Annotated in this window: 21 protein-coding genes; 1 reads left to right on the top strand and 20 read right to left on the bottom strand. The window is 46.3% G+C overall.

Translation table 11 applies throughout. The annotated features are described in order from the left end of the window. From rpoB to fkpA, 16 genes are all read right to left on the bottom strand, one after another. Complete coding sequence (rpoB, locus tag B0X70_RS02030; protein WP_036779928.1) at positions 1–4,029, bottom strand: DNA-directed RNA polymerase subunit beta; 4,029 nt, start codon at positions 4,027–4,029, stop codon at positions 1–3. A gap of 339 nt (positions 4,030–4,368) precedes the next feature. Further along, positions 4,369–4,734, bottom strand: a complete 366-nt coding sequence (gene rplL / locus B0X70_RS02025) for a 50S ribosomal protein L7/L12 (protein ID WP_036779931.1) — start codon at positions 4,732–4,734, stop codon at positions 4,369–4,371. 63 nt (positions 4,735–4,797) lie between these two features. Then, a complete protein-coding gene (gene rplJ, locus B0X70_RS02020; RefSeq protein ID WP_036779932.1) occupies positions 4,798–5,295 on the bottom strand; it encodes a 50S ribosomal protein L10 in 498 nt (165 codons plus the stop codon). Positions 5,296–5,602: 307 nt separating this feature from the next. Beyond that, a complete protein-coding gene (gene rplA / locus B0X70_RS02015; protein WP_036813538.1) occupies positions 5,603–6,304 on the bottom strand; it encodes a 50S ribosomal protein L1 in 702 nt (233 codons plus the stop codon). Positions 6,305–6,307: 3 nt separating this feature from the next. Beyond that, a complete protein-coding gene (gene rplK, locus B0X70_RS02010; RefSeq protein WP_036779946.1) occupies positions 6,308–6,736 on the bottom strand; it encodes a 50S ribosomal protein L11 in 429 nt (142 codons plus the stop codon). A gap of 160 nt (positions 6,737–6,896) precedes the next feature. Beyond that, positions 6,897–7,442 (bottom strand): transcription termination/antitermination protein NusG, encoded by a 546-nt coding sequence (nusG, locus tag B0X70_RS02005; RefSeq protein ID WP_011144820.1) that lies wholly within the window; start codon positions 7,440–7,442, stop codon positions 6,897–6,899. 1 nt (position 7,443) lies between these two features. After that, on the bottom strand, positions 7,444–7,827 hold the full coding sequence (secE, locus tag B0X70_RS02000; protein ID WP_217470763.1) for a preprotein translocase subunit SecE: 384 nt from the start codon (positions 7,825–7,827) through the stop codon (positions 7,444–7,446). A 274-nt stretch (positions 7,828–8,101) separates the two neighbouring features. Beyond that, on the bottom strand, positions 8,102–9,286 hold the full coding sequence (gene tuf, locus B0X70_RS01995; RefSeq protein WP_049584863.1) for an elongation factor Tu: 1,185 nt from the start codon (positions 9,284–9,286) through the stop codon (positions 8,102–8,104). A gap of 71 nt (positions 9,287–9,357) precedes the next feature. Beyond that, the gene (gene fusA / locus B0X70_RS01990) at positions 9,358–11,466 is read right to left on the bottom strand and encodes an elongation factor G (RefSeq protein WP_046395806.1); all 2,109 of its coding nucleotides are present in this window, start codon (positions 11,464–11,466) and stop codon (positions 9,358–9,360) included. Positions 11,467–11,547: 81 nt separating this feature from the next. Then, positions 11,548–12,018 (bottom strand): 30S ribosomal protein S7, encoded by a 471-nt coding sequence (gene rpsG, locus B0X70_RS01985; protein WP_011144816.1) that lies wholly within the window; start codon positions 12,016–12,018, stop codon positions 11,548–11,550. 97 nt (positions 12,019–12,115) lie between these two features. Continuing rightward, a complete protein-coding gene (gene rpsL, locus B0X70_RS01980) occupies positions 12,116–12,490 on the bottom strand; it encodes a 30S ribosomal protein S12 (RefSeq protein ID WP_011144815.1) in 375 nt (124 codons plus the stop codon). Positions 12,491–12,625: 135 nt separating this feature from the next. Continuing rightward, complete coding sequence (gene tusB, locus B0X70_RS01975) at positions 12,626–12,913, bottom strand: sulfurtransferase complex subunit TusB (protein ID WP_046395805.1); 288 nt, start codon at positions 12,911–12,913, stop codon at positions 12,626–12,628. 20 nt (positions 12,914–12,933) lie between these two features. After that, positions 12,934–13,293, bottom strand: coding sequence for a sulfurtransferase complex subunit TusC (gene tusC, locus B0X70_RS01970; protein WP_217470762.1), 360 nt, complete (start codon positions 13,291–13,293; stop codon positions 12,934–12,936). Positions 13,294–13,302: 9 nt separating this feature from the next. Beyond that, complete coding sequence (tusD, locus tag B0X70_RS01965) at positions 13,303–13,698, bottom strand: sulfurtransferase complex subunit TusD (RefSeq protein ID WP_217470761.1); 396 nt, start codon at positions 13,696–13,698, stop codon at positions 13,303–13,305. After that, positions 13,698–14,420 carry a helix-turn-helix transcriptional regulator gene (locus B0X70_RS01960; protein WP_036779966.1) on the bottom strand — a complete coding sequence of 241 codons (723 nt, stop codon included), beginning with the start codon at positions 14,418–14,420 and terminating at the stop codon, positions 13,698–13,700. The genes tusD and B0X70_RS01960 overlap by 1 nt, the downstream gene beginning before the upstream one ends. Before the next feature lie 288 nt (positions 14,421–14,708). Further along, positions 14,709–15,473 carry an FKBP-type peptidyl-prolyl cis-trans isomerase gene (gene fkpA / locus B0X70_RS01955; protein WP_217470760.1) on the bottom strand — a complete coding sequence of 255 codons (765 nt, stop codon included), beginning with the start codon at positions 15,471–15,473 and terminating at the stop codon, positions 14,709–14,711. A 312-nt stretch (positions 15,474–15,785) separates the two neighbouring features. On the opposite strand from fkpA, the gene B0X70_RS01950 reads away from it, so the two are divergent. Then, on the top strand, positions 15,786–16,004 hold the full coding sequence (locus tag B0X70_RS01950; RefSeq protein ID WP_036779968.1) for a protein SlyX: 219 nt from the start codon (positions 15,786–15,788) through the stop codon (positions 16,002–16,004). A gap of 102 nt (positions 16,005–16,106) precedes the next feature. Here B0X70_RS01950 and slyD read toward each other — a convergent pair whose 3' ends face one another. The 4 genes from slyD to kefG all read right to left on the bottom strand — a co-directional run bounded on the left by slyD (position 16,107) and on the right by kefG (position 19,360). Next, positions 16,107–16,685: a peptidylprolyl isomerase gene (slyD, locus tag B0X70_RS01945; RefSeq protein ID WP_036779972.1), complete on the bottom strand. Its 579-nt coding sequence runs from the start codon at positions 16,683–16,685 to the stop codon at positions 16,107–16,109. An 88-nt stretch (positions 16,686–16,773) separates the two neighbouring features. Next, positions 16,774–16,977 (bottom strand): YheV family putative zinc ribbon protein, encoded by a 204-nt coding sequence (locus B0X70_RS01940; protein WP_036813523.1) that lies wholly within the window; start codon positions 16,975–16,977, stop codon positions 16,774–16,776. Then, positions 16,961–18,805, bottom strand: coding sequence for a glutathione-regulated potassium-efflux system protein KefB (kefB, locus tag B0X70_RS01935; protein WP_217470759.1), 1,845 nt, complete (start codon positions 18,803–18,805; stop codon positions 16,961–16,963). Before kefB ends, B0X70_RS01940 begins: the two co-directional genes overlap by 17 nt. Before the next feature lie 3 nt (positions 18,806–18,808). Further along, a complete protein-coding gene (kefG, locus tag B0X70_RS01930; protein WP_046395800.1) occupies positions 18,809–19,360 on the bottom strand; it encodes a glutathione-regulated potassium-efflux system ancillary protein KefG in 552 nt (183 codons plus the stop codon). Positions 19,361–19,377: the final 17 nt, after the last annotated feature.

The raw sequence follows: 19,377 nt of genomic DNA, 5'->3' as shown, positions 1-19,377 counted from the left end.
TTATTCGTCTTCCAGCTCGATGTTGATACCCAGAGAGCGGATCTCTTTCAACAATACGTTGAAGGATTCCGGCATACCTGGCTCCATCTGGTGGTTGCCATCCACGATGTTTTTATACATCTTGGTACGGCCGTTAACATCGTCGGACTTGACGGTGAGCATTTCCTGCAAGGTGTATGCGGCACCATATGCTTCCAATGCCCACACTTCCATCTCACCGAAGCGTTGACCACCGAACTGCGCCTTACCACCCAGCGGTTGCTGAGTAACCAGGCTGTACGAACCGGTTGAACGGGCGTGCATTTTGTCATCCACCAGGTGGTTCAGCTTCAGCATATACATGTAGCCAACGGTAACCTGACGCTCAAATTGCTCACCAGTACGACCATCAAACAGAGTAATTTGACCAGAAGTTGGCAAGTCACCCAGTTTCAGCAGCTCTTTAATTTCTTTCTCTTTCGCACCATCAAACACAGGTGTCGCAATTGGCATGCCTTTTTTCAGGTTTTCTGCCAAACGCATAACTTCTTCATCAGAGAAAGTGTTCAGATCAACTTTCTGACGGGTTTCATCACCCAGATCATAAGCTTTCTGGATAAATTCACGCAGTTTGGCAACTTCCTGCTGCTGTTTCAGCATCGCATTGATCTTGTCGCCAATGCCTTTCGCAGCCATACCCAGATGCGTTTCCAGGATCTGACCAATGTTCATACGTGATGGTACGCCCAGAGGGTTCAGTACGATATCTACCGGAGTGCCGTTTTCATCGTAAGGCATATCTTCGATCGGGTTGATCTTGGAGATAACACCTTTGTTACCGTGGCGGCCCGCCATCTTATCACCCGGCTGAATCTGACGTTTAACCGCCAGATAAACTTTGACGATTTTCAGTACGCCCGGCGCCAAATCATCACCCTGAGTGATCTTACGACGTTTAGCATCCAGCTTTTTCTCGAACTCAGCTTTGAGTTCGTCATACTGTTCAGCCAACTGCTCCAACTGATTCTGTTTCTCTTCATCAGCCAGACCCAGCTCTAACCAACGCTCACGAGGCAGTTTATCCAGCTTCTCAGCTTCGATGCCGCCAGCAATCAAAACAGAACGGATACGTGCAAACAGGCCAGCTTCAAAGATTTGCAACTCTTCTGTCAGGTCTTTCTTCGCCTGACGCAGTTGCATCTCTTCGATTTCCAAAGCACGTTTATCTTTCTCTACGCCATCACGGGTAAATACTTGTACGTCGATAACCGTACCGGATACGCCATTTGGTACGCGCAGAGAAGAGTCTTTAACATCAGACGCTTTCTCACCGAAGATAGCACGCAGCAATTTTTCTTCTGGCGTTAGCTGAGTTTCACCTTTAGGTGTCACTTTACCAACCAGAATGTCACCGCCGGTCACTTCCGCACCGATATAAACGATGCCAGACTCATCCAGTTTGGAGAGCGCAGCTTCACCCACGTTAGGAATGTCAGCAGTGATCTCTTCAGGCCCTAATTTGGTATCACGCGATACGCAAGCCAATTCCTGAATATGAATAGTTGTAAAGCGATCTTCCTGGACGACACGCTCAGAAACTAAGATGGAGTCCTCAAAGTTATAACCATTCCACGGCATGAACGCTACGCGCATATTCTGACCAAGCGCCAGTTCACCCAAGTCAGTGGATGGGCCATCAGCCAGTACGTCGCCGCGTTCCACCGGTTCGCCCAAAGAGACGCACGGCATCTGGTTAATACAGGTGTTCTGGTTAGAACGGGTATATTTAGTCAGGTTATAAATATCAATACCTGCTTCACCCGAATACATCTCATCTTCGTTTACTTTAATAACAATACGAGATGCATCAACGTACTGAACCACACCACCGCGTTTAGCAACAGAAGTTACACCGGAGTCAACCGCTACTGCGCGTTCCATACCTGTACCAACCAGCGGCTTATCAGCACGCAGCGTAGGAACAGCCTGACGTTGCATGTTTGCACCCATCAATGCACGGTTTGCGTCATCGTGTTCCAAGAATGGGATCAAGGAAGCACCAACGGAAACCACCTGCTGGGTAGAAACGTCCATATATTCAACCTGTTCACGGTTAAATAAGCTGGATTCGCCATAACTACGGCAAGTTATCAGATCTTCAACGAAGTGGCCTTCATCATCCAATACGGTGTTTGCCTGTGCGATAACGAAGTTACCTTCTTCAATCGCAGACAGATAATGAATTTCATCCGTAACAACACCATCACGAACCAGACGATATGGGGTTTCAAGGAAACCATACTCGTTAGTCTGCGCATAAACAGACAATGAGTTAATCAGACCGATGTTCGGACCTTCCGGAGTTTCGATTGGACATACACGGCCATAGTGAGTTGGATGTACGTCACGCACTTCGAAGCCAGCACGTTCACGAGTCAAACCACCTGGGCCCAACGCAGAGATACGGCGTTTGTGAGTGATTTCAGAAAGCGGGTTGTTTTGGTCCATGAACTGAGATAGCTGGCTGGAACCAAAGAATTCTTTCACTGCGGCTGAAATCGGCTTAGCGTTGATCATGTCCTGAGGCATCAGCGTATCCAGATCACCCAGAGACAGACGCTCTTTAACCGCACGCTCGACACGTACCAGACCAACACGGAACTGGTTTTCCGCCATCTCGCCGACAGAGCGGATACGACGGTTGCCTAAGTGGTCAATATCGTCGACTTCGCCTTTACCATTACGGATATCAATGAGTTTCTTCATGACATCAATGATGTCATTTTTACTCAGAATACCAGAGCCTTCGACTTCTTCCCGGCTCAATGAGCGGTTGAATTTCATACGACCAACCGCAGAAAGATCATAACGATCTTCTGAGAAGAACAGATTTTCAAACAGATTTTCTGCTGCTTCGCGGGTCGGCGGCTCCCCAGGACGCATCATGCGGTAAATCTCAACCAAAGCGCCCAAACGGTCATTGGTTGGATCAACGCGAAGTGTCTCGGAGATATACGCACCATGATCTAAATCGTTGGTGAACAGTGTTTCGATAGATTTGTGACCAGCCTGGCTCAAACGTGCCAGCAGATCTAAAGAGAGCTCCATGTTGGCAGCACAGATAATTTCACCTGTATTGACATCAATGTAGTCTCTTGCAACAACTTTACCCGCAATGTATTCAACAGGAACCTCAATACGGTTCACTTCGTCTTTTTCTAACTGGCGGATATGACGTGCGGTAATACGGCGGCCTTTTTCAACATAAACCTTGCCGTTTGCTTCAATATCAAAAGAAGCGGTTTCACCGCGCAAACGTTCTGGCACCAGCGTCATTTGCAGTCTGTTGTCACGAATTTCGAAAATCGTTTTACTGAAGAACAGGTTCAAGATCTCTTCAGTGCTGTAATCCATTGCCCTCAGAATAATCGTTGCCGGCAATTTACGGCGGCGGTCAATACGTACAAACAGATTATCTTTTGGATCGAATTCGAAATCTAACCAAGAACCACGGTAAGGAATAATACGCGCGTTATACAGCACCTTACCGGATGAGTGAGTTTTACCCTTATCGCTGTCAAAGAATACACCAGGACTACGATGTAACTGGGAGACAATAACCCGCTCAGTACCATTGATAACAAAGGTACCGTTGTCAGTCATGAGCGGAATTTCACCCATGTAGACTTCTTGCTCTTTGATGTCTTTGACCGTGCCTTCCGGTGCTTCACGTTCATAGATAACCAGACGCAACTTAACGCGTAGAGGCGCAGAATAAGTTACACCACGAATCTGGCACTCTTTAACATCAAACACTGGCTCACCAAGACGGTAGCTAACGTATTGCAGCTCCGAACTGCCGCTGTAGCTCTGAATTGGGAATACAGAACGGAATGCCGCTTCTAAACCATTCTGGCCTTCTGGATCTTGCTCGATAAACTTCTGGAACGAGTCAAGTTGGATAGAAAGGAGATAAGGTACGTCCAACACTTGGGGACGCTTACCAAAATCCTTACGAATACGTTTTTTCTCGGTATAGGAGTAAACCATAGGGTTCCTCAGCTCGCTGATCAGTGACCCACTCTGCCCGCCCTAAAGGACAGCTCTTTACGACACTGTTTTTTCGAACAGAAAATTGAATTATTTTCCGTAATACTCATTGCTATTACTCTTAAATCATTTCATTGCGTTACCTTACTACCGAGCTACCCGAGTGGATCGTAGCTGAGAACGCAGTATATTAAGTCGTCAATAGGAAAAAGTATTTGGGGGTTAATTAACAGCCAAACAGTGGAAATGCTGCTAATGCCCTACAGCGCAAAAAGGCTGGTGACTAATAAATCACCAGCCGTCAGCCTTTAAAGTCAGGCTGCTAACTCAAAACTGAACTTACTTAATCTCAACAGAAGCACCAGCTTCTTCCAGAGATTTTTTCAGTGCTTCAGCGTCATCTTTGCTGATAGCTTCTTTCAATACAGCTGGAGCGCTTTCAACCAGGTCTTTCGCTTCTTTCAGACCCAAGCCAGTTGCGCCGCGTACTGCCTTGATAACAGCAACTTTGTTACCGCCGATAGAAGACAGAACAACGTCAAACTCGGTTTTTTCTTCAACAGCTTCAGCCGCACCAGCAACAACAGCTACCGCTGCCGCAGCAGAAACGCCGAATTTCTCTTCCATCATGCTGATCAGTTCAACAACGTCCATTACGGACATTTCTGCAACTGCGTCCAGAATTTGTTCTTTAGTGATAGACATAACAAGTGTTCCTAAAATTCAGAAATAATTTATACGTTAAAAAGCAACGAAGGAAATTGGCAATTAAGCTGCTTCTTTCTGATCGCGTAACGCAGCCAGAGTACGAACCAGTTTGCCTGCTGAGGCTTCTTTCATGGTTGACATCAGGCGTGCGATTGCTTCTTCGTAAGTTGGGAGTGTTGCCAAACGGTCAATATCGGCCGCAGAGATAAACTCACCTTCAAAGGCTGCTGCTTTAATCTCGAATGCTGGATTCGCTTTCGCGAACTCTTTGAACAGACGAGCAGCGGCGCCCGGATGTTCGTTAGAGAAAGCAATCAAGGTTGGACCAACAAACGCTTCTTTCAGGCACTCATAAGCAGTACCTTCAACAGCACGGCGGATCAGCGTGTTACGCACAACACGGATATAAACGCCAGCTTCGCGACCTGCTTTACGCAGTTCAGTCATTTTATCTACGGTAACGCCACGGGAATCCGCAACAACCGCAGACAGCGCGCCTTTGGCTACTTCGCTAACTTCAGCAACAATCGCTTGTTTGTCTTGAAGATTTAGTGCCATTAGCTTCTTGCTCCTGGATTAACCGGGAAAAACCCGGAACTCACATCACTCATAACACTAAAAGTGCCTGAGCTCTAAAACACGGTGAGCAGAATCCAGAAATGAATGTCATTTGGCTCTGTCACCGTCTACGCAGGGATATTAAGTAATTACTTACACCTGCGGTCTTGGACGGGGCTTGGATTAGGCCAAGCTCCAACCGAAAATTTTTTATTTAGCTAATAAAAAACTTACTAGCCAAATACAAGGCGCCAAATTTTAGACAAATCTGACGCCAAGGTAAAGCGATAATCACATTCAGCTAAAATTAAGCTGAAGCGTTCAGACCTGACTGGTCAATCGCAACACCTGCGCCCATAGTAGTGGACAGGCTAACTTTCTTAATGTAAACACCCTTAGCAGAAGATGGTTTGGCTTTTTTCAGCGCAACCAGCAGAGCTTCCAGGTTTTCTTTCAGTTTGTCAGCATCAAAGTCGACTTTACCAATGGTGGTGTGGATAATGCCGTTTTTATCATTACGGTAACGAACCTGACCCGCTTTAGCATTCTGTACAGCTTCAGCAACGTTAGGAGTTACAGTACCTACTTTAGGGTTTGGCATCAGACCGCGTGGACCCAGGATTTGACCTAATTGGCCAACAACGCGCATTGCATCTGGAGAGGCGATAACAACGTCAAAGTCCATTTCGCCTTTTTTAACCTGCTCAGCCAGATCTTCCATACCTACCAGCTCAGCGCCCGCTGCTTTAGCTGCTTCTGCATTTGCGCCTTGGGTAAATACAGCTACGCGAACGGAACGGCCAGTACCGTGAGGCAGTACTGTTGCACCACGTACGTTCTGGTCAGATTTACGAGCGTCGATGCCGAGGTTAACAGCAACGTCAACGCTTTCTACGAATTTAGCAGTAGCCAGCTCTTTCAGCAAAACAAAGGCTTCGTTAATGTCATACTGCTTAGTTGAATCCACTTTCTCGCGGATTGTGCGCATGCGCTTGGTCAGTTTAGCCATCGATTAACCCTCCACTACCAGGCCCATGGAACGAGCAGTACCTTCAATTGAACGCATCATTGCTTCAACGCTGGCACCTGTCATATCCGCAGCTTTAGTTTCAGCAATTTCACGAATCTGTGCGCTGGTTACTTTACCAACTTTGTCTTTATTCGGTTTGCCGGAACCTGATTTAATGCCCGCTGCTTTCTTCAGCAGAACAGCCGCTGGTGGGGTCTTAGTAACGAAAGTGAAAGAACGATCAGAATAAACAGTGATCACAACAGGAATTGGCAGACCTTTTTCAATGCTGTCAGTTTTAGCATTGAACGCCTTACAGAATTCCATGATGTTGACACCCTGCTGACCGAGAGCAGGACCTACTGGAGGGCTTGGGTTAGCCATACCAGCCGCAACCTGCAACTTGACATAGGCTTGTACTTTCTTAGCCATTGATAATTTTCCTCTATATGGGTGGTATCGCCTTTGTTTAAAAGGCTCCCCTGTCATTTCAGTCCCGCCTTATTTCAGGCCAGACTACTAAAAAACAAAAGGCGCGAAATTGTATGTTAATTTCTCACCTATTGCAAGCCAGCAAAAATACGTTCAAAAATTACGCCTTTTCTACCTGGCTGAAATCCAGCTCAACGGGGGTCGCGCGACCAAAGATAGAAACCGAAACTTTCAGGCGGCTCTTCTCGTAATCGACTTCTTCCACAACACCATTGAAGTCTGCGAATGGACCATCGCTGACACGAACCATTTCGCCTGGTTCGAACAATGTTTTTGGCCGGGGTTTATCACCAACCTGCTGAAGACGATTCATAATCGCATCAACTTCTTTATCACTGATTGGCGCCGGACGGTCAGATGTGCCACCGATAAAACCCATGACGCGTGGTACGCTGCGAACGAGATGCCATGTTGCATCGTTCATGATCATTTGTACCAGCACATACCCAGGGAAAAATTTGCGTTCACTTTTGCGACGCTGGCCGCTACGAATCTCAACAACTTCCTCTGTTGGCACCATTACTTCGCCAAAAGAATCTTCCATATCATGTAATTTGATATGTTCACGTAAAGATTGTGCAACGCGACCTTCAAACCCAGAAAATGCCTGTATAACATACCAACGTTTTTTTGGGGAATCTGACATCTTAGAACCTCAGGCCTGTAATAAATGAAACTAAACGCACCAGGATACCGTCAAGACCCCATAGGATCAAAGACATCAATGCAGTGACTGCCGCAACAATCAAAGTTGTATGCAGCGCTTCCTGGCGAGTTGGCCAAATAACCTTACGCATTTCAATGCGGGCTTCGCGGGCGAAAGCCAGTGTGGTTTTCCCTTTCGCAGTCCAGAGCGCAACTGCTCCCGCAAGAGCAACAATAACAACAACCGCCATCGCACGTAGAGGAAGGCTATACTCCCGATAAAGGTAGTTTCCAACGATAGCAACCATTAATAAGGCTGCCACTAATAGCCATTTCATTACCTCAAGACTACGCCTGCTTTCTTGAGCATCGCTATTCGCACTCATAAACCAACCTGTAACTATGATTTAAATAGATAGCCAGCTTGCCTCGCAAGAGCAAAACAAATCAGACCGAACCAAAAGATTTGAGTGATTGTATCTGACTTGGCGCCATAATTCAGTATGACATTGTATATCTGAGAGAGATATAGCCAATTCGTTGCATCAGAGCCTATCTCACCAATAATTAAAAGCAACTATTGATGAGATAGGTTCTTATTAAGACAACGTATAAAAAGGGCATCGGTTGATGCCCTTTTAGTGTAATCACATCAAAAAATTACGCGATAATTTTAGCAACAACACCAGCACCTACGGTACGGCCGCCTTCACGGATAGCGAAGCGCAGACCCTGGTCCATTGCAATTGGCGCAATCAGGGTAACTTTCATCTGAATGTTATCACCTGGCATCACCATTTCCACGCCTTCTGGCAGCTCGATTGTGCCGGTTACGTCAGTTGTACGGAAGTAGAACTGTGGACGGTAGCCTTTGAAGAATGGCGTATGACGGCCGCCTTCGTCTTTGCTCAGAATATAAACTTCTGATTCGAAAGTGGTGTGTGGCTTGATTGAACCCGGTTTTGCCAGTACCTGACCACGTTCGATTTCATCACGTTTGGTACCACGCAGCAGAACGCCAACGTTCTCACCCGCACGGCCTTCGTCCAGCAGTTTGCGGAACATTTCTACGCCGGTACACGTGGTTTTCGTGGTGTCTTTGATACCCACGATTTCAACTTCTTCACCCACTTTAACAATACCGCGCTCTACACGACCGGTTACCACTGTACCACGGCCTGAAATCGAAAATACGTCTTCGATTGGCAGCAGGAATGGCTGGTCGATTGCACGCTCTGGTTCTGGGATGTAGCTGTCCAGGGCTTCTGCCAGCTCCAGGATTTTGCTTTCCCACTCGGCATCGCCTTCCAGCGCTTTCAGCGCAGAACCACGGATAACCGGAGTGTCGTCGCCTGGGAAATCGTACTGAGACAGCAACTCACGCACTTCCATCTCAACCAGTTCCAGCAGCTCTTCGTCGTCTACCATGTCACATTTGTTCAGGAATACGATGATGTAAGGAACGCCTACCTGACGACCTAACAGGATGTGCTCACGAGTCTGTGGCATTGGGCCGTCAGTCGCAGCAACTACCAGGATTGCGCCGTCCATCTGAGCCGCACCGGTGATCATGTTTTTCACATAGTCGGCGTGGCCTGGGCAGTCAACGTGCGCATAGTGGCGGCTTGGGGTGTCGTATTCTACGTGAGAAGTAGAGATGGTGATACCACGCGCTTTTTCTTCTGGCGCGTTATCGATTTGGTCGAATGCACGAGCGTTACCACCGTAGGTTTTAGCCAGTACAGTAGTGATAGCAGCAGTCAGGGTAGTTTTACCGTGGTCAACGTGGCCGATAGTACCAACGTTAACGTGCGGTTTTGTACGTTCAAATTTTTCTTTAGACACGACTCTATTCCTTAATATCGCTCCCTCATCATAGGGGAGGGAGCTGAATCTAGATATTAAACCCGAAAAACTTATTTAGCTTTACGAGATTCGATAATAGCCTGAGCGACGTTGCTCGGCGCTTCATTGTACTTCAGGAACTCCATAGAGTAAGAAGCACGACCTTGGGTCTGAGAACGCAGGTCAGTAGCATAACCAAACATTTCAGATAATGGTACCTGAGCACGTACGATTTTGCCGGTAGTCATATCTTCCATACCGTCAATCATACCACGGCGGCGGTTTAGGTCACCGATAACGTCACCCATGTAGTCTTCTGGTGTTTCAACTTCAACTTTCATGATAGGCTCCAGCAGAACTGGTTTCGCCTTCATAAAGCCTTCTTTGAAGCCCATAGAACCTGCGATTTTGAACGCCATTTCAGAAGAGTCAACTTCGTGGTAAGAACCATCGAACAGCGCCACTTTAACGTCAACAATCGGGTAACCGGCCAGAACACCATTTTTCATTTGTTCCTGAATACCCTTATCTACTGCCGGGATATATTCTTTAGGAACAACACCACCAACGATTTCGTTAGCGAATTCGTAGCCTACGCCACCTGGTTCCATTGGCTCAATACGCAGCCATACGTGACCAAACTGACCACGACCACCAGACTGACGAACAAATTTACCTTCTTGTTCAACAGTAGAGCGAATGGTTTCACGGTAAGCAACCTGAGGTTTACCGACGTTCGCTTCAACTTTGAATTCACGACGCATACGGTCAACCAGGACATCCAAGTGAAGTTCACCCATACCAGCGATAATAGTCTGACCAGATTCTTCATCGGTAGACACGCGGAATGATGGGTCTTCCTGAGCCAGACGGCCTAAAGCGATACCCATTTTTTCCTGGTCAGCTTTAGTTTTTGGCTCGATAGCAACAGAGATAACTGGCTCTGGGAACTCCATACGCTCCAGAATAATTGGTGAGTTGATATCACACAGCGTATCACCAGTCGTCACGTCTTTCAGGCCAATCGCAGCGGCGATGTCACCTGCACGAACTTCTTTAATCTCTTCACGTTTATTAGCATGCATCTGAACGATACGGCCAAAACGCTCTTTTTTGTCTTTCACTGGGTTAAGAACGGTATCACCAGAATTAACTACACCAGAGTAGACGCGGAAGAAAGTCAAGTTACCAACGAATGGGTCAGTCGCGATTTTAAACGCCAGCGCTGAGAATGGTTCGTTGTCGTCAGAATGACGTTCTGCCGGCGTATCTTTACCGTCTGGCAGAATACCTTTAATAGACTCAACATCCGTTGGTGCTGGCAGGTACTCAACAACCGCATCCAGCATTGCCTGAACACCTTTGTTCTTAAATGCAGAACCACAGGTAACCAGGATGATTTCGTTAGTCAGAACACGATGACGCAGACCAGCTTTGATCTCTTCTTCAGTCAGTTCTTCACCGCCAAGGTATTTTTCCATCAGCTCTTCTGATGCTTCCGCAGCGGCTTCAATCAAATTGTTACGCCATTCTTCCGCCAGATCTTGCATCTCAGCCGGGATATCTTCATAAGTGAAGGTGGTTCCCTGATCTTCATCGTTCCAGTTGATGGCTTTCATTTTCACCAGGTCAACAACACCGGTGAAAGCATCTTCTGCGCCAATGGCTAATTGCAGAGGTACTGGGTTTGCCGCCAAGCGAGTTTTGATCTGCTCAACAACGCGTAAGAAATTCGCTCCCATACGGTCCATTTTGTTAACGAACGCGATACGTGGAACTCTATATTTATTTGCCTGACGCCATACGGTTTCGGACTGTGGCTGAACACCACCAACCGCACAATAAACCATTACCGCACCGTCAAGAACACGCATGGAACGTTCTACTTCGATAGTGAAGTCAACGTGCCCTGGGGTGTCGATGATGTTGATACGGTGCGCGTCAAACTGCTTAGCCATACCTGACCAGAAAGCAGTTGTTGCTGCGGAGGTGATGGTAATACCACGCTCCTGCTCCTGTTCCATCCAGTCCATAGTAGCAGCGCCATCATGAACTTCACCGATCTTATGGTTTACACCAGTGTAGAACAGAATACGTTCGGTAGTGGTGGTTTTACCGGCGTCGATGTGTGCACTGATACCGATGTTACGGTAGCGTGCAATGGGTGTTGTACGAGCCATTTGATTCCTCTATATCCTAGGACGTTCAATGTAAATCTGGGTGGCAGAACCGCCACCCAGGGCATCATCACTACGATGGGATTACCAACGGTAGTGTGCGAACGCCTTGTTAGCTTCTGCCATACGGTGAACGTCTTCACGTTTCTTAACGGCAGTGCCTTTATTTTCGGCTGCATCAGATAATTCGTTCGCCAGGCGCAGAGCCATAGATTTATCACCGCGTTTACGAGCAGCTTCAACGATCCAGCGCATTGCCAACGCATTGCGACGAACCGGACGAACTTCAACTGGTACCTGATAAGTAGAACCACCAACACGGCGGGACTTAACTTCCACGGTTGGACGCACATTATCCAATGCAAGTTCAAACGCTTCCAGATGTTCTTTACCAGAACGCTGAGCCAGGGTCTCAAGCGCACTATATACAATTGCTTCCGCAGTAGATTTTTTACCATCTACCATCAGGATATTGACAAATTTGGCCAGTAATTCAGATCCGAACTTTGGATCTGGCAGAATTTTACGCTGACCAATTACACGACGACGTGGCATGGAAATACTCCGTTTCGAATTCAGGGTTGTCCAAAACTCTACGAGTTTATTTTGACATTAAAGTAAATAATGTTTGGCCTTACTTAACGGAGAACCATTAAGCTTTTGGCTTCTTCACACCGTACTTAGAACGACCTTGTTTACGGTCTTTAACACCGGAACAGTCCAGTGCGCCGCGAACAGTGTGGTAACGCACACCTGGCAAGTCTTTAACACGACCGCCACGGATCAAAATTACGGAGTGCTCTTGCAAGTTGTGGCCTTCACCACCGATGTAAGAAGAAACTTCGTAACCGTTAGTCAAACGCACACGACATACTTTACGCAGTGCAGAGTTTGGTTTTTTAGGGGTGGTGGTATATACACGAGTACATACGCCACGCTTCTGCGGGCAAGCTTCCAGAGCAGGAACGTTGCTTTTTGCAACCTTCATGCTACGGGGTTTGCGCACCAGCTGGTTAATAGTTGCCATTATTAAAAAAACTCCTGGTTTTTTTGCTTCGTAAACACGGATTAAATCTCTTGTCTGCCCAACGGCGAAACACGAGGACGCAGAATTTTATGGCTGACTCGTCAGGGTGTCAAGAAATATACAGCGTTTTCTCAACTACCAGGCGAATTGTTGATGGTGTTTTACCGTCAGGTTAACAAAGTCAGTATAGTCGATCACTTGCACTTTGTCTGAAACCTGCCCGTTCAATCCCCGCGCCTCGATATCTTCTTTCAGCGCATACAAGGCAGCGCCACAACTGATCAGATTCGGCAGATAACAATTACCGTCAATTCCTGCCAGTACGCCATCCTGAATAAACAGGATGTCATCACCACGGGCAAGCAGCTTGAATATCGCATTGAAATCACATTGATAAGGCGATCGGCCAACAGTATATAGCATATTATTGTCCTTCCAATAGCTCAGAATGTCAGCACAACATCATAGTCAACCAACTTCTCACGGATTGTTTCTGCGGGTATCACTTCCGTATCCAGAACAAAACGATTGATTGAGCTTAACCCACGCATCATAAGGTCTTCCTGGCACAAATAACATTCTTCGATATCGTACAAAGGCAACACCTTAAAAGTAGCGATATAGTTTCTGACAAGGATTCTGTCAGGCTGCTGATTCGGTAGTAATTGGAGTACGCCGTCAGAAATAAAAAATACACCTATCTTTTCTGTTAATGCCGAAGTTGCCAGCAATGCGTCTAAACCTTCTCTACCCCCTGCGTCACCATGAGGCGCTTTAGTGAAGACAAAAGCAATTTTTTTCATTTTCGCCTCTCAGAATTGCACTACACGGTCGCAAGTCAACATAGCCTCAGCCAGTGTTCCCAACCCACTTAATTCAAACCCTTCAGCCAAGTTCGCTACCGGTAAATTCAACTCATTCGCCTGCTGAGCATCAAGAACACCACGGCGCAGGGCAGCGGCAATACAAATATGCATGCTAAACCGGTGCTCCTTTGCCATCACTTGCCATGCAGTAACCAAGTTAAACTCATCACCGGCTGGTGCAGTCAACTGATTGCCGTTATAAACCCCTTCCCGATAAAAAAATACGGTATTAAGTTTATGCCCCATCGTAATTAAGGCTTGCGCGAATTGGTAAGCGCTGCTGGCTTGTTGGGCGCCATATGCGGGCCCCGTCACCAGCAGACAATAAGACAACGAAGACATTACCGCTCAGGCCCTAAACATTCACCATTTTTAAACTGGCGAATATAGAGATAAACAGTATGTTTAGAAATATTTAAACGCTCAGCAACCTGATTGATTGCATCTTTAATATCAAAAATGCCTTTCTCATAGAGATTCAGAACCACCTGCCTATTCTTGGCATTATTGGATACACTGCGATCAATATTGACTTCTTCGATAGTATATTCCAGCGTTTGCGCGACCAAATCATCCACGGATGAGGCAAAATTTACATTTGGTGCGACATCATGTGTTTCCTCTGGAATAAATGTTTGAATAATTTCAGAGAAAGGAACATCAAGATTCATATTAATGCACAGGAGGCCGATCACTCGGCGATTCCGATTTCGGATCGCAATCGTGACTGATTTCATCAATGAACCGCTTTTCGCCCGGGTGAAATAGGCTTTGGATGCACTACAATCTTCGTCTGTAATGTCATGCAACATGCGCAACGCAAGATCAGTGATAGGTGAACCTATTTTACGACCTGTATGTTCTCCGTTAGCTATTCTGACGGCTGAACATTTAAGATCTTCCAATGAGTGAAGGACAATCTCGCAATGCCCACCAATCAGCATAGCCAAGCCATCAACCGCGGCTTCATAAGATTTTAAAATTTCGTGGTCCGTTTCAGTAAACGGTTGGTTTTCCAGTAAATCGACATCACTGATATCACCAGATAATAACGGGTTAGACATTCAATACACCATCCTTCAAACGCAGACAATAACGTCTTGCTAAAAACACAACGTGATAAACCTATAAAAATTTCTTGTGAAAACTCAATTGTTGCAGCTTAACAGAGATCCCAATCAAAGATCTTTGCATTCACATGAAATATTGACGTTAAAACCACATGACATCATCGTCAAGCCATTGCAGCTCAGACATTTGGTCTCTATCACAGCTTTCAGCAATAAAAAACCGTTGACAGAATCTCTACCAACGGTTTTATCCGTATTGATCAAAGATATTTAGCTGACAGCTTACTTGGCTTTGGTATCCGCTTTAATATCCAACAACTCAATATCAAATACTAATGTAGAATTTGCAGGAATACCCGGCAGATCCGCTTTACCATAGGCCAACTCTGGTGGAATAACCAGTTTAATTTTTCCACCTTTTTTCACATTCTGTAAACCTTCTGTCCAACCTGGAATAACGCCATCCAGACGAATAGAAAGCGGCTCATTACGCTTATAGGAACTATCGAATTCTTTACCATCAATCAATGTTCCTCGGTAGTTCACAACTATCGTGTCGCTTGCCACAGGTTTCTTACCACTGCCGTCCTTCTCTATTTTATACAAAAGGCCGGTTTTGCTCTTAACGATACCTTTTTCCTTAGCAAATTCTTCACGATATTTAGCACCTTTAGCTTCATTCTCGCGAGCTTCTTTTTCCATCTTAGCTTCAGCGGCAGACTTCACTTTCCCTTCAAATGCACGCAGCGTATTTTCAATTTCGCTGTCAGTCAGTTTGCTTTTGTTATTAAAAGCATCCTGCACACCCGATAACAATTGATCTTTATCCAATGGGATACCCAGAGATTTCTGTTCTTTCAGGGTGTTTTGCATATAACGCCCTAAAGATGCACCCAGAGCATAAGCATTTTGCTGATCTTCTGTTTTAAATGCGCTGTTCAATTCTGTGCTACTCTGACTATCCGCTTTAGCCGCCAACACCTGAGGGGCGCTGAAAGCCATCGCTAATGTGGTAGCAAGCAGGGTAACTTTAAACAATGATTTCATCTGTTTCTCCAATAGCTTTGGGGGATTTTACCGTCAGCAAAAGTTATGCAATCAAGCCACTATAACTGCCTACAGGAGCACAACACAATATTTGTTGAACACAATATTTGTTGAACACAATGTTTGTTGAACATAATGTTTATTGAACACAATATTTGATGTTTTAGTGCCCCAAACCTATTAGGACAACATAAATGGCAAGAGGTTTCATAATAACCGCATTTCACAGAATATTCTGGGCATAGTAGGCCACTCTTAATTAATATGGGGCATTTAACACTGGCAATACAGGGCCTGAAATGGGAGGAGATCATGGATCTGTCAGAATTTGAGCAACGGCTTGAACATTTGGAAAGTCGAATTGCCTTTCAAGATATAACTATCGAAGAATTAAATCAGGTAGTAACTGAGCAACAAAGGGAGATCGCCAGATTAAAAGAGCATTTGCGGTTGATGACAGAACGATTAAAAGCCACTCAACCCTCAATGGTCGCTTCACCATCTGAGGAGACGCCTCCGCCTCATTACTAGAAAAACATTAAATTACAATAAATCAGGGCAAGCATCGAAACTGAATTCTCCGAACTTGCCCCGCTTTTTTAAATATTAAAATGCACTATCCGCTTTAGCTTATCAGTGACAACTGCCGCCACCGCAACATCCGTGTCCTTCATCATGATGGTGATGATGACCGTCGTCATGGCCGTGACCACCACAGCAACCGCCCTCGCCATGCTCGTGACCATGAGCGCCATGAACATGACCATGAGCCAATTCTTCTTCAGTCGCTTCACGAATGGCAATGACTTCAACATTGAATTTCAGGTTCTGACCCGCCAGCATATGGTTGCCATCAACCACAACATGCTCATCTTCAACCGCTGTAATTTCTACGGGTACTGGCCCCATATCGGTATCAGCCAGGAAACGCATGCCAACTTCCAGCTCATCAACACCAACAAAGACATCTTTTGGCACACGCTGAACCAGATTGTCATCATACTGACCATAGGCGTCATCAGCCTGTACGCTAACATCAAAACTCTCACCAGCCTCACGGCCTTCTAGCGCCTTTTCCAAACCGCTAATCAATGAACCACGGCCATGCAGATAGTCCAACGGCGCACTCGCCGGTGACTCATCAACTAAAACACCATCTTCCGTTCTTACTTGATAAGCCAGGCTGACTACCAAGTCTTTTGCTACTTTCATGACATCTCCTACCCGTGGGTCTAAAAATTTTTACCGATTGTAGCGGAATTTTCAGTCTCTGTACTCACTCGCGCTAATATTCACATAATTATTGTGGGGTAAAAATACCAATAACCTGCTCCTGCTTTCTGACATGAGAGGTCACTTTCTCATCAGTCTGGCGTTGTTGGTGACCACAATGGACACATTCCACCACATCTACCTGATCTTCTTGCCACATTGCTAGTGTGTCCTGAGAGTGACATTCTGGGCAGACAGCACCAGCAATAAATCTTTTACGACTTACTGACATGATTTGCTCCGCTATTATTCATGTATTCATGCTCATTCCAACCATCCGGTTGGCGGCGTTCATTGAGCATTTCCCGTTCGAACAGCTCTTCCAGTTCCCGCCGCGCCTCTTTTATACGAGATATGTGAGCGACATCACCCTGTAGCTGCGGCATAAGTTCTCTCAGCATCCGCATATCCAACCGCTGGAAATGTTGTTTCGCGCGATTAGCTTTATGCGGATGCATTCCCAATTCAACTAAGGTTTTACGTCCTAGCTCCAGAGCACTGGAAAAAGTTTCACGGGTGAAATTTGTTACTCCATTTTGCAGCAATTCGTGCGCTTCCAAGCGTCCTCTGGCCCGCGCCATGATATGCAGATTCGGAAAATGTTTCTGGCATAAATGAACGATCATCATGGTATCTTCCGGCTCATTACAAGTGATGACTATCGCTTTGGCTTTATCCGCACCCGCCGAACGTAGCAACTCCAATTCAGCCGCATCACCATAATAAACTTTATAGCCATAACGCCGCATAGTACTCACAGCGCTGACATCACGCTCTAACACCGTTATACGGATTTTATTCACCATCAGAAGACGACCGATTACTTGTCCGAACCGGCCAAAGCCCACTAAAATCACCTGCGGATCATCATTTTCCACAAAGGGCTGTTCATCAGTCTCCTCTTGGGCATTAAAACGGCGTGCCAGAATAGCATCTATCAATTGCATGACAAGCGGCGTTGTCATCATCGATATTGTCACCACGACCAGCAGCAAAGCCATCTGCCCGCTGTTAAGCACATTCTGGCTCAGCGCGGCGGAAAACAGAACAAAGGCGAATTCTCCCCCCTGACTGAGTACGCCGGAAAATTGCAGACAGGATGAACCCCGTAAGCCAGCGCTCATTGCGATAAGATAAAGAACAATGCCTTTCACAATCACCAAAACCAGCACACCAAGTAACACTTCGGGCAAATGTATCAGTAACACCCCCAAATTCAGCGACATACCGACCGAAATAAAAAACAGCCCCAATAGTAATCCTTTGAACGGTTCTATGGATATCTCCAGTTCATGGCGATATTCACTATCTGCCAATAATACTCCGGCGATAAAGGTTCCCAGCGCCATAGAAAAACCGAGCGCCTCCATAAACAACGCCGAACTGAGTACCACCAGTAACGCCGCCGCCGTAAATAACTCACTAACTCCAGCTCTAACAACCAAACGAAACAGAGGACGTAACAGATAACGGCCACCGAGCAACATGCCAGCAAAAGCAGCAATTTTTAATGCTATTCGATACCAGTCGCCGGATGCCGTTCCGCCGGCCAACAGCGGAATCAATGCCAAAGCCGGGATGACCGCCATATCTTGAAATAGCAAAACCGAGAAACCAAGCTGCCCGCCTTCATTGCGGTTCATCCCCTTCTCTTTCATGAGTTGCAGGGCCATTGCCGTTGAGGACATCGCCATACCGATACCGCCAATAACCGCTGCTTGCCATGAAAAATCAGTCAGATAAAGCAGCACGGCCAGCACACTCGCCGTGAAAATAACTTGAGCCGCACCGACACCAAAAATAGATCGCCTGAGTTGCCAGAGTTTAGCCGGATTAAGTTCAAGCCCGATGATAAACATCAGGAAAACAATCCCCAACTCAGAGAAATGAAGAATATCATCAACATCCCTGATAAAACTCAACCCCCACGGCCCCAGGACAATCCCCGCCAACAAATAACCTAATACGGCTCCAATCTTGCATTTCTGTGCGATTGGCACTGCCACAACGGCAGCAAATAAAAACAATACACCGGCGCTCAATTGCGCTGAATGCTCCATAACTTATAGCCCTCCTAGTGACAATGGCGATTTGAGCCATTCACGATAATCATTAGCATGGATGGCAAGAAGTTCAGGTTTTTGGCGACGCGCCCAATAAATAATAATCGGTGATAACCAATACATACGGCACATCGCTGCGGTGAGTTCAAAAGGACGAAGGATCTCTTCCATTGGATAGAGATTATACCCATCGGCCCGGAAAGTGCTTTCCGGTTCCCCTGTAGTAATCACTGAACGCCAATATTTTCCCTGTAATGCCAATCCAGTAATACCACTGGCAAACCCCCGAGTCAGTACACGATCCATCCACTCCTTTAATAAAGCGGGGCAACTGTAGGTATACAGTGGGTGTTGAAAAACAATCACCTGATGCTCTCGAAGCAGTTGCTGCTCATAATGAACATCAATAAAAAAATCTGGATAAGCTCCATATAAGTCGTGAACTGTGACATGCTCTAAACCCTGCACAGGTTGTAACAAAACACGATTTGCTACTGAATCCTGTGGCTCAGGATGGGCATACAGCAGCAGGACTTTAGGCGGCTGTAACATCGTTCCCTCCTCAAGAA

The organism is Photorhabdus akhurstii (assembly GCF_019090985.1).
GTDB classification, from domain to species: Bacteria; Pseudomonadota; Gammaproteobacteria; order Enterobacterales; family Enterobacteriaceae; genus Photorhabdus; species Photorhabdus akhurstii.
The sequence above is the reverse complement of the archived record's forward strand: the minus strand, read 5'-3'. Positions and strand labels throughout refer to the sequence as shown.